The 10,662-nt window shown below is 73.2% G+C and carries 8 protein-coding genes; all 8 read right to left on the reverse strand.

Annotated features, from left to right (window positions below):
* Nucleotides 1–226: 226 nt before the first annotated feature.
* Nucleotides 227–1,027, reverse strand: coding sequence for a TetR/AcrR family transcriptional regulator (locus ACF1A5_RS33465; RefSeq protein ID WP_392196612.1), 801 nt, complete (start codon nucleotides 1,025–1,027; stop codon nucleotides 227–229).
* A 254-nt stretch (nucleotides 1,028–1,281) separates the two neighbouring features.
* Nucleotides 1,282–3,666 (reverse strand): glycosyltransferase family 39 protein, encoded by a 2,385-nt coding sequence (locus tag ACF1A5_RS33470; protein WP_392196613.1) that lies wholly within the window; start codon nucleotides 3,664–3,666, stop codon nucleotides 1,282–1,284.
* Nucleotides 3,656–5,095 carry a glycosyltransferase gene (locus tag ACF1A5_RS33475; protein WP_392196614.1) on the reverse strand — a complete coding sequence of 480 codons (1,440 nt, stop codon included), beginning with the start codon at nucleotides 5,093–5,095 and terminating at the stop codon, nucleotides 3,656–3,658. Before ACF1A5_RS33475 ends, ACF1A5_RS33470 begins: the two co-directional genes overlap by 11 nt.
* Nucleotides 5,096–5,109: 14 nt before the next feature.
* Nucleotides 5,110–6,762, reverse strand: coding sequence for a sensor histidine kinase (locus ACF1A5_RS33480; RefSeq protein ID WP_392196615.1), 1,653 nt, complete (start codon nucleotides 6,760–6,762; stop codon nucleotides 5,110–5,112).
* Nucleotides 6,759–7,499 (reverse strand): response regulator transcription factor, encoded by a 741-nt coding sequence (locus ACF1A5_RS33485; RefSeq protein ID WP_392196616.1) that lies wholly within the window; start codon nucleotides 7,497–7,499, stop codon nucleotides 6,759–6,761. The genes ACF1A5_RS33480 and ACF1A5_RS33485 overlap by 4 nt, the downstream gene beginning before the upstream one ends.
* Nucleotides 7,500–7,644: 145 nt before the next feature.
* Complete coding sequence (locus tag ACF1A5_RS33490) at nucleotides 7,645–8,547, reverse strand: amidohydrolase family protein (protein WP_392196617.1); 903 nt, start codon at nucleotides 8,545–8,547, stop codon at nucleotides 7,645–7,647.
* 90 nt (nucleotides 8,548–8,637) lie between these two features.
* On the reverse strand, nucleotides 8,638–9,510 hold the full coding sequence (locus ACF1A5_RS33495) for a DUF2797 domain-containing protein (RefSeq protein ID WP_392196618.1): 873 nt from the start codon (nucleotides 9,508–9,510) through the stop codon (nucleotides 8,638–8,640).
* A gap of 264 nt (nucleotides 9,511–9,774) precedes the next feature.
* A complete protein-coding gene (locus ACF1A5_RS33500) occupies nucleotides 9,775–10,143 on the reverse strand; it encodes a hypothetical protein (protein ID WP_392196619.1) in 369 nt (122 codons plus the stop codon).
* Between the last annotated feature and the right edge of the window lie 519 nt (nucleotides 10,144–10,662).

Here is a 10,662-nt window from a genome sequence, read left to right on the forward strand (position 1 = left end):
ATCCGAGAACCGATCAACCCCCGACGACTTCACCTGACCCGGCCTTGGCACAACCCACCCAACGACCAGAACCCACCAAAGTCACCGGTATTGGGGCTAGGTCCTCTCTTCCGGATCCTGCCCGGGGTCGGGGATCCTGCCGGGTCGCGGGGCCGGGCGGACAAGGCGGCCGGGCGGTCGAGGCGGCCGGGCGGTCGAGGCGGCTGGGCGGTCGAGGCGGCCGCGGCTAGCCGGACGAGGGGGGCCGGGGCGCCCGACCCGCCGTCGCCCGGCGGACCATCGTCTCGATGCCCGCCACCAGCAGGTCCAGGGCGAAGGCGAAGTCGCGGTCCAGCATCTCCTGGACCGTGTCGCCGCCCCGGGCCGCCAACAGGCTCGCGGATTCCGCAAGGGCCTCGGCGGCGTCCGGGACCCGCGTCGCCGCGCTCATGGCATACCGGAAGTAGTCGTCGGGGGCCATGCCGGCGTCGGCGCAGCGGGCGACGAAGTGGCCCTCGATCGTCCCGTAGCCGTACACGAACCGGAAGACGGCCGAGATCGCCCCGGTCAGCGCGTGCTCGGGCAGCCCGGTGCGGCGGATGACGCGCTGGACCGTGCCGGAGAAGGCGAGCGCGTGGGGGCCGATGTTGAGGAAGGTCCCGGCGAGCGGTGACAGCCACGGGTGGCGCACCAGCAGCGACCGGTACTCCACGGCGAGCCGGCGCAGCTGGTCGCGCCAGTCCTCGCCGGCCTCCGCGTCGGGCAGCCGCAGTTCGCCGAAGGCGGCGTCCAGGGCGAGTTCGAGCAGGTCGTCCTTGGTGTCGACGTACCAGTACAGGGACATCGCCGTGACGTTCAGCCCGGCGGCGAGGCGGCGCATGGAGAACCTGTTCAGCCCCTCGGCGTCCAGCAGGCGGACCGTGGCCGCCGTGATCCGGTCCCGGTCCAGTCCGGAGGGCTGCCCGCCCCCGCGCCCGCCGCGTGCCCTGCCCTCCAGCCAGACGCTGGTCCGGGCCGCGCCGTTGGCCCTCGGGGCTGCCTTCGCCATGGCGCACCTTCCTCAGCTTCTCACCGCCGGCTCCGCGGGGCGCCCACCTGGGCCGTCACCCTTTCCGAGTCTGCCCGCTCCGTCCCGCGCGGCAACAACACCGCCAACCGGCCGGGCGCGGTGCGCGCCGCTCCCGTACGGCGGAAGGGGCGGGGACCCGAGGCGTACGTGCCCGGGGCCACCGCCCGTCTCCCGCGCAGCTTCCGCGCGTCTCCCGCCCGTCTCCCGAGCGGATCGTCAGCCGTCGTGGATCGTCAGCCGCCACCGGTCGTGCGCTGTGTGAGGTCGTAGAAGGTGGCCGAACCGGCCGTGACCTTCTTGAAGTTCTTCTCGACCCAGGAGGTGATCCGCGCGGACGTGCCGCTGCCGTCGCCGCCCATGCCACCGCCCATGCCACCGCCCGCGATGAAGTAGTGGATCCTTCCGGCGGCCACGTACTTCTGGAACTGCGCCGGCGTCGGGGACGGGTCGGTGCCGTTGAAGCCGCCGATCGCCATCACCGGGCCGCCGGTGGCGAGCTGGTAAGCGGCCGCGTTCTGCGAACCGATGGAGGCGGCGACCCAGGTGTAGCGGGAGGCGTCCTTCTCCAGCAGCTTCTTGGCCGCGGAGCCGACCCCCGCCCCGTTCAGCAGGCCGCCGGGGCCGCCGCCCGTGCGGCCCGCTTCGCCCAGCGGCCCGCCCCCGACGATGCCGTTGCCGTTCTGGCCCTGGCCCTGGCCCTGGCCCTGACTTCGGCCCTGGCCCTGGTTCTGGCCCGGCACACCTCCGCCGGGCAAACCCCCCGGCCCGCCGCCCGGGAAGCCGTTACCGTTCTGCCCCTGCCCCTGCCCCTGGCCCTGGCCCCGCGCCGTGCCGTTCCCGTTGCCGTTCTGCTGGTTCCGGCCGGGCATCCCCCCGCCGGGGAAGCCGCCGGGGCCGCGCCCGCGCCCGCCGAAGCCCATCGTGCTCGCGCCCGCGGGCCCGGCCGTCGGGATGGAACCGGTGTGCGCGGAGTTCACCGTGCTCAGCGTGTACGCGGTCGGACCCGCCAGCGAGGTCACGATGCCCGCGGTCACCGCGGCGAGCGCGAGCCGCCGGCCCAACCGGGCAGCGAAGATCAGGCCGAGCGCGGCGCTCAGGCCGCCGGCCAGGACCAGCCACTTCAGCCAGGGCAGGTAGTCGGGCGTGCGGTTGAGCAGGACGTAGCCCCAGGCCGCGGTCGCCGTGACGGCGGCCGCGAGGGTGAGCGACGCCCACGCCCGGGAGCGCTCCTCCCACAGCGTCGTCGCGCCCATGCCGACGACGGCGGCGATACAGGGGGCGAGGGCGACCGTGTAGTACTGGTGGAAGATGCCCGCCATGTAGCTGAAGACGACCGCGGTGATCAGCAGCGAGCCGCCCCAGGCCAGGAAGGAACCGCGGGCCAGGTCGGTCCGCCGGGCCCTGAGGGTCAGGACCAGTCCGGCAACCAGCAGGATCAGCGCGGCCGGGAGCAGCCAGGAGATCTGGCCGCCGATCTCGGAGTTGAACATCCGGTCCCAGCCGGTCTCCTCCCAGCGCCCGAGGCCGTTGCCCCGGCCGCCACCACCGCCGCCGACGCTGCCGGTCTCGTCGCCGTTGATGCGGCCGAGGCCGTTGTAGCCGAAGGTCAGCTCCAGAAAGCTGTTGTTCTGCGAACCGCCGATGTACGGCCGCGAGGAGGCCGGCCACAGCTCGACGACCGCGACCCACCAGCCGCCGGAGACCACCAGGGCGACCGTCGCCAGCCCCAGCTGTGCCAGCCGCTTCCTCAGCCGCACCGGCGCGCAGACGCCGTACACGAGGGCCAGCGGGGGCAGAACCAGGAAGGCCTGGAGGGTCTTGGTCAGGAAGGCGAAGCCGACCGCGACACCCGCCCACACCAGCCACCTGGTACGGCCGTCCTCCAAGCCCCGGATCACGAAGAACACGGTGAGCGCCATCAGCAGCGCCAGCAGCGCGTCCGGGTTGTTGAAGCGGAACATCAGCGCCGCGACGGGGGTGAGCGCCAGCACCGCCCCCGCGATCAGGCCCGCCGCGGGTCGGAACCGGCGGCGCACGGCCGCGTACACCACGGCGACCGTGAGGACGCCCATGAGGGCCTCGGGGACGAGGATCGCCCACGAGCTGAGGCCGAAGAGCCGGACGGACAGCGCCATCGGCCAGAGCGCGGCCGGGGGCTTGTCGACGGTGATGGCGTTGCCCGCGTCCAGGGAGCCGAAGAACATCGCCTTCCACGACGTACTGCCCGCCTGGACGGCCGCCGAGTAGAAGGAGTTGGCGTAGCCGGAGGCGCTCAGGTTCCAGAGGCAGAGCAGCGCGGTCGCGAGCAGCAGCGCGAGGAACGCGGGGCGCGCCCAGCGCGGGTCCTCGGGGCGGCCGCGCCACAGCCGGCGCCCGAAGGGCTGCCTCGGCTCCCCGGCCGAGGTGGAGACCGGCGAGCCCGACCCCGGCGAGGGGAGGCCGGTCGAGCCGGAGGCCGACGAGGGAGAGGGCGGTAGGGGGGACTCCGCCAAGGAGCAGTCCGTCGACGCGGTGGCCGGGTCGGTCGGCGGGGGATTCGGGGGAGGGGCCGTGGGCGGCCCCCAGGAGGACGGGCTCGTGCCGCCCTGCCCGCTCGGACGGTCGTAGTCAGTGGTCATCGCGGGTCCCTCGGGTCGTGTCGTACGGACGCACCGGCTGCAGGGGCATGGTCGCGTCGCGCCGGGCGCGGTCCGCGACGTCACCGGCGCGGAGGCGGTGGAGGTCGAAGCCGGTGTCGTGGTCGGTGTCGTGGTCGGGGCGAGCTACCGGGCGCCGGAGGTGCGAGGCGGCCGGCCGGGCGCCCTGGTCGCGCTGCTCCGGGAACACCCAGGCGCGGAACAGCAGGAACCGCAGCACCGTCGCCGCGAGGTTGGCCGCCACCAGGACCGCGAGCTCGGTGGAGTGCGCCGGGCTGCTGGTCGCCGCGTTCAGGGCGGCCAGCGAGCCGCTGGTCAGCGCGAGACCGATGGCGAAGACGACGAGTCCCTGCGCCTGGTGGCGGACGGCGCCGCCGCGGCCGCGCACCCCGAAGGTCAGCCGCCGGTTGGCGGCGGTGTTGGCGACCGCCGAGACCAGCAGGGCGAGTGCGTTGGCGGTCTGCGAGCCGGCGAACTGCCGGAAGACGCTGTAGAGCAGCAGGTAGAACAGGGTGGACAGCCCGCCGACGACGCAGAAGCCGACGAGCTGGCGGGCCAGTCCCCCCGGCACGTCGGCCAGGTCGCGGTCGCGCGGGTCGTCGCCGAAGGGGCGGGTGACCCGGTCCAGCGGCAGGGAGCCGGTGGCCAGGGCCCTTCCCACCCGCCACACCCCCTTGAGGTCGTCCGTGGCCGTCCGCACGAGGTGCACCGTCGAGTCGGGGTCGTCGACCCAGTCGACGGGCACCTCGTGGATGCGCAGCCCGGCCCGCTCGGCGAGCACCAGCATCTCGGTGTCGAAGAACCAGCCGGTGTCCTCCACCAGCGGCAGCAGCGCCTGCGCCACGTCACGCCGGATGGCCTTGAAGCCGCACTGCGCGTCGGAGAAGCGGGCCTGCAGCGAGCCGCGCAGGATCAGGTTGTACGAGCGGGAGATGAACTCCCGCTTGGCGCCGCGCACCACCCGCGAACTGCGCGCCAGCCGGGAGCCGATCGCCAGGTCGGAGTGGCCGGAGATCAGCGGCGCGACCAGCGGCAGCAGCGCGTTGAGGTCGGTGGACAGGTCGACGTCCATGTACGCGAGGACCGGCGCGTCCGAGGCCGCCCAGACGGTCCGCAGCGCACGGCCGCGGCCCTTCTGCTCCAGCCGGACGGACCCGACCTCGGCGATCTCCGCCGCCAGCCGCGCCGCCACCCGCGGGGTGGTGTCCGTGGACGCGTTGTCCGCGACCGTGATGCGGAACGCGTACGGGAAGGTGCGCGTGAGGTGCTCGTGCAGTCTGCGCACACAGGGCAGGAGGTCCTTCTCCTCGTTGTAGACGGGGATCACTACGTCCAGGACAGGCGTACCGGCGTCTGTGGCCGGGAGGTGCTCCCGCGCCGGCAGGATGCCGGGAGAAGAGTCGGTTCGCATGGGACCGACTCTTCTCAAGTGCCCTGTCCCACCCGTGTGGTGACGCTGTGCCGCGCCTGTGAGTGCGCTCGCCGGACGGTCGCGGCCCCCGGGTGCGGGGCGACCGTGAGCGCGGGCAGCCGCACGGTGAACACGGTCCGCCCGGGAACGCTGTCGACGGTCACGGCACCGCCGTGCGCGGCCGCCACCGCCCGCACGATGGCCAGACCCAGACCCGTCGAGCCGGTGGCGCGGGAGCGCGCCGAGTCGCCGCGCGCGAACCGTTCGAAGACGTGCGGCAGCAGGTCGGCGGGGATGCCGGGCCCGTCGTCCTCGACGTCGGCGCACAGCCACGTCCCGCGCCGGCGGAGCCGGGCGGTCACGGTGGTGCCCGGAGGTGTGTGGGTGCGCGCGTTCGCCAGCAGGTTGACGAGGACCTGTTGCAGCCGGGCCGCGTCCGCCGAGACCAGGGCCGGTTCGTCGGGCAGGTCGAGCCGCCAGTCGTGGTCCCGGCCGGCCGCGCGTGCGTCGCTGACGGTGTCCACGACGAGCGGGACCAGGTCGGTCTGCTCGAACTGGAGCGGCCGGCCCGCGTCCAGGCGGGCGAGCAGCAGCAGGTCCTCGACGAGCAGCGTCATGCGCCCGGCCTCGGACTCGATCCGGCCCAGCGCGTGCCGGGTGTCGGGGCCGACCCGCTCGCGTCCGCGCCGGGTCAGCTCGGCGTACCCGCGGATGGAGGCGAGCGGGGTCCGCAGTTCGTGACTGGCGTCCGCGACGAACCGCCGTACCCGCGTCTCGCTCCGCTGGCGGGCGTGCAGGGCGCCGTGGATGTGCTCGAGCATCCGGTTGAGGGCCGCGCCGACCTGGCCGACCTCGGTGTGCGGGTCGGTCTGGGCCTCGGGGACGCGTTCGCTGAGGTTCACCTCGCCGGTGTGCAGCGGCAGTTCGGAGACGCGGGTGGCGGTGGCGGCGATCCGGCGCAGCGGGCGCAGCGCCACCCCGACGATGGCGGCCCCGGCGAGCGAGGCGGCGATCAGCCCGGCGGCGGTGACGCTGATCTCTACGAGGACGAGGGTGGTGAGGGTGGCGGTGACGTCCGCCGTCGGCAGGGCGACGTAGTACGCGTCGGTGCCCTCCGGGCCGGTGAGGTACTCGACGCGGTACTCCTCCAGACCGGGAAGGTCCACGGAGTGCGCGTCGCCGTCCCTGGGCACCGAGGCCAGGGCCGCCTTCTGCGCCGCGGTGAGGGTGGTGGCGTCCATCTTCTTGAAGGAGCCGTTGTCGTCGTTCCTCTGCCGGGCGACGGCCGCGCTGACGATGGTGCCGTCGCACACGAGGGCGGCGACGGTCCGGGGCTGTGTCGGACCCAGGGTGAGCAGGTCCTTCACCCTGTCGCCCGGGGACACGGCGATGTCGTCCGGGCCGCCGGCCGGGTTCCGCAGCAGGGCGGAGCCCGGGGCGGCCGGGCGGTGCAGCATGTGGCCGCCCACCGCGCGCATCCCGGTCTCGTGCACCTTGCCGTCCAACTGGTCGTACAGGTGGGACCGGAGCGCCAGGGTCGTCACCGTGCCGATCACGGTGCACACCACGGCGATCAGGGTCACCGCGGAGACGACGAGCCGGGTCCGCAGGGTGCGCGGCCGTCTCGCTCGCCGCTTCCGCGGACGCGGCCGTCGCAGCCCGCTCATGCGACGGCGGGCTTGATGAGGTATCCGGCGCCGCGCCGGGTGTGGATCATCGGCTCCCGGCCCGCGTCGATCTTCCGCCGCAGATACGAGATGTACAGCTCGACCACGTTGGCCTGGCCGCCGAAGTCGTACGACCACACCCGGTCCAGGATCTGCGCCTTGCTCAGCACCCGCCGCGGGTTGCGCATCAGGAAGCGCAGCAGCTCGAACTCCGTCGCCGTCAGGTGGATGGGCTCCCCGGCCCGCGCCACCTCGTGGCTGTCCTCGTCCAGGGTCAGGTCGCCGACGACCAGCACGGAGTCGGAGCGGCGGTCGGCCGCGCCCGACCGCCGGATGAGCCCGCGCAGCCGCGCGACGACCTCCTCCAGGCTGAACGGCTTGGTGACGTAGTCGTCCCCGCCGGCGGTGAGCCCGGCGATGCGGTCCTCCACCGCGTCCTTGGCCGTGAGGAAGAGGACGGGCACGTCGGGCAGCTCGCGGCGCAGCCGCCCGAGGACGGCGAGACCGTCCATGTCGGGCAGCATCATGTCGAGGACGACGGCGTCGGGCCGGAAGTCGCGCGCGGCCTGGACGGCGCCCTGCCCGTCGCCCGCGCTGCGGATCTGCCAGCCCTCGTAGCGCAGGGCCATCGACAGCAGTTCGGTGATCGACACCTCGTCGTCCACCACGAGCACCCGGACGGGGCTCCCGTCCGGCCTCAGCAGTTCGGTACGCCCCCGTGGCGAGATCGTGGTCATGGTGGACACCCTGTCGGGGGCCTCTGAGAGCACGCTTTCACGTGTCTGTGTTTTCCCTGAGAAACGCACAGCCGCCGCTCAGGGAACTCCCGGGAACCGCCTGGCCGGTGGGCCGGCTGGGCTGCCGTCCCGGTGCCCGGCGGGCTCAGGGCAGCCCGAAGAGCCGCGCCCCGTTGTCGTGGCACACCGCCCGCAGCCAGGCGTCGCCGAGGCCGAGACGCTCCAGGGCGTGCAGCTGATGGACGTACGGATAGGGGATGTTGGGGAAGTCCGAGCCGAGCAGGACCCGGTCGCCGAGGCCGGCCAGCCGGGTCAGGGCGCCCCGGGGGAAGGGGGCGAGCCGCTCGCTGAAGTCGGTGAACACCATCGTGGTGTCCAGCCGCACCTCGCCGTAGCGCTCGGCGAGGTCGAGGAAGTCCTCGTACTCCGGCATCCCGCAGTGCGCGACCACCAGCCGCAGCCGCGGATGCCGGGCGAGCACCCGCCCGATCGGCTCCGGCCCGGTGTGCTTGCCGGGGGCGGGCCCCGAACCGCAGTGAATGACGACGGGGACACCGGCGTCGGCGAGCAATCCCCATGCGGCGTCGAGGAGTTCGTCGGCGGGGTCGTACGCCCCCACCTGGACGTGTGCCTTGAACACCCGGGCGCCCGCCTCTACGGCCTCCCGGACGTACGTCTCGACGCCCGGCTCCGGGAAGAGGGTCGAGGTGTGCAGGCAGTCGGGTGTGCGGCGGGCGAAGTCGACCGCCCAGCCGTTCAGCCACCGTGCCATGCCGGGCTTGTGCGGGTAGAGCATCGCGGTGAAGGCGCGGACGCCGAACTCGCGCAGGTGGGCAAGGCGTTGCTCCTCCTCCTCGCGGTAGGTGATGGGCCACTCGACACCGCCGGTGAGGGGGCCGAGCCCGTCGAAGTAGTCCCAGACCTTGCGCAGCACCCGCTCGGGCATGAAGTGCGTGTGCACGTCGACGAGCCCCGGCAGCCCGAGCCGCTCCCAGAACGCCCGCACCTCGGCGGAGTGCCCGGCCCGTGCCGTGCGTTGATCACTCATACCGCCCACGATGAGGCCTGGCGCCGCACGACGTCCAGCCTCCCGTGCGCGGAGACCGCCCTCGGCACACGCCGCGCACCCGGGGCCGCCTCAGAACAACCCGTCCTGCACTCCGGGCGGCTCCCTGAACTCCCTTAGTGGCACGGTGAGTCCCCGGCCGACGGCCGGCCCGAGCGCCCACCCGGTCATCAGCCGGGTGTCCAGCACCACCGCCCCCGCCTCCGTCGCCAGGTGCAGATCCGGTCCGGCGGCCGCGACCAGCTCACCGCTCACCACGCCCCCGGCGACGAGTTCGCGCACCTCGCCCACGGCGGCGGGCAGCCCCGGCAGGCCGAAGGCGGCGGCGTGATCGACGGGCCGGAACGGCTCCCGCTCCAGCGACTGCGGCCAGCCACCGAGCGCCACGGCCCGGCCGTGCAGGTCCGCCACTTCGGCCGCGCGCTCCGCCGCCGTCGCGGGCAGCGCGGACCGGACGGCACGCTTCTCGGCGTACGGAACGCGGTCCGGGACGCCGAGCGCGGCGCGCAGCAGCTCCTCGGCGCGGCGCGCGGCCATCAAGGGCCCGGCACCTAGCCAGGTGAAGCAGACCGCGCCCTGCTCCAGCAGCCGAGCCGGTCCCCGCTCCAGCGCGGTGATCCCGACCTTGACCATGCCGGGCCCGAACCAGGCCAGGTACACGTGGTACGGCCGTGGGTCGTCCGCGATCGTGTCGGCGGCCACGGAGTGCGCCCGGTCCAGCCACGCGCACTCCTCGCACCGCGCGCCGGTGCTCCGCCCCGGTACGGCCGCCCGCGCGGGACACGCGTGCCCCCGCGCCCCCACGCAGGTCCGCACTCCCCCTTCCACGACCTCGAAGGCCACCCGCTTCCCCCACGACAGCGCACTCGTGCGCCCGCCGTGCCACGCCAGCACGGGACCGCCCGCCGTCCACCGCAGCCCCGCACACTCCCACGCCCGTGCCATCGCTCCCACGGTAGAGGCACCCACTGACAAGCGCTGACGTCAGGGGCCCCGCCGGAAGAACCGGCGGGGCCTCTGGTCTGTGCTTCTGATCGACCATGTCGCCCCCTCGCCGCGCGCTGTACGGAGCGGTCCCCGGAGCCGATTTGGCCAGACTTCCGTCGCTGCGTGCTGCCTTGCCGCTGGGTCGTCGTCCTGGCCGAAGCCGGAATGATCACCCCGGCGTCCGATCTGTTCGGCGTCGACGGCCGTGTCCCTTCTGCGGCCCTACAGAACCTTTGGCTCTTCAGTTGCCGCGGCGGCGATCAGTGCCACGAGGTTATCGGTCCAGCAATCCGACTCCTTCGTCGCGACTTCGACGCCGCAGCCGATACAGACGAGGTTGGGGCCGTCTTGGCCAGCGGGCCCGCAGCAACCACCGAGACGCCGAGGATCGGGGTGAAACGCGGTCCCTGGAACGTCGTCCGGGTGAAAGATCAGAAGGCCGGCATCGAAATTGACCTTGAAGGTTCCTGGGGCCATCCGGGGCGGAGCGACCTCGTTGCCAGGCGGCCGCTCGGGACCTCTCAGAGGTTCTCCTGGCGTCACCTCGCTGGTTAGAGGCTGCCGGCAGTTCACACAGCGAAAGATGGTCATACGGCTGTCCTCCTCGCCCGGGTGCCCGCTGAGATGGGCCGGCCGGTCAACGGTCAATGCTCAACCACGTCCACAACTTCGCGCGCCACTCACCCCAGCGCCCATCCCCTCCGCCGTCGACCCGCACACCGTGGAGCGGGCGTGGTCCCTGGCGTCCAGGTGGAGCGCGCCACTGTACGAACGACTGTGAAGGATCGGCCGTGCGGCTGCGGGCTCGTCGTGCCGGCCTCCGGGTCATCCCGCCGCCGAACACCGGGCAAGCTGTCCGACGCGATGGGCGCCAGCGGTTGACACGGTCGCCGCAATTCCCCGCTGTACGCCCGTGGAACGCCAGAGGCCCCGGATCTCTCCGGGGCCTCTGATCTGTGTGCACTCGGCAGGATTCGAACCTGCAACCTTCTGATCCGTAGCTCTAGATGTTCTATCCACGGAGGTTGGTGACGCAGGTCTCGGCTGAGAGATCTTGAAATGGGTGAGGGCCCTCTGGCCTGGTGTGGATTGCGACATCTGCACCAGCAA

It is taken from the genome of Streptomyces sp. NPDC014864, assembly GCF_043081525.1.
In the GTDB taxonomy this organism is placed as follows: Bacteria; Actinomycetota; Actinomycetes; order Streptomycetales; family Streptomycetaceae; genus Streptomyces.

Excerpts from the sequence above, each read along its gene's own strand:
- ACF1A5_RS33485 (WP_392196616.1), bottom strand. The coding sequence starts at position 7,499 with ATGACCACGATCTCGCCACGGGGGCGTACCGAACTGCTGAGGCCGGAC.
- ACF1A5_RS33490 (WP_392196617.1), bottom strand. The coding sequence starts at position 8,547 with ATGAGTGATCAACGCACGGCACGGGCCGGGCACTCCGCCGAGGTGCGG.
- ACF1A5_RS33495 (WP_392196618.1), bottom strand. The coding sequence starts at position 9,510 with ATGGCACGGGCGTGGGAGTGTGCGGGGCTGCGGTGGACGGCGGGCGGT.
- ACF1A5_RS33500 (WP_392196619.1), bottom strand. The coding sequence starts at position 10,143 with ATGACCATCTTTCGCTGTGTGAACTGCCGGCAGCCTCTAACCAGCGAG.
- ACF1A5_RS33470 (WP_392196613.1), bottom strand. The coding sequence starts at position 3,666 with ATGACCACTGACTACGACCGTCCGAGCGGGCAGGGCGGCACGAGCCCG.
- ACF1A5_RS33475 (WP_392196614.1), bottom strand. The coding sequence starts at position 5,095 with ATGCGAACCGACTCTTCTCCCGGCATCCTGCCGGCGCGGGAGCACCTC.
- ACF1A5_RS33465 (WP_392196612.1), bottom strand. The coding sequence starts at position 1,027 with ATGGCGAAGGCAGCCCCGAGGGCCAACGGCGCGGCCCGGACCAGCGTC.
- ACF1A5_RS33480 (WP_392196615.1), bottom strand. The coding sequence starts at position 6,762 with ATGAGCGGGCTGCGACGGCCGCGTCCGCGGAAGCGGCGAGCGAGACGG.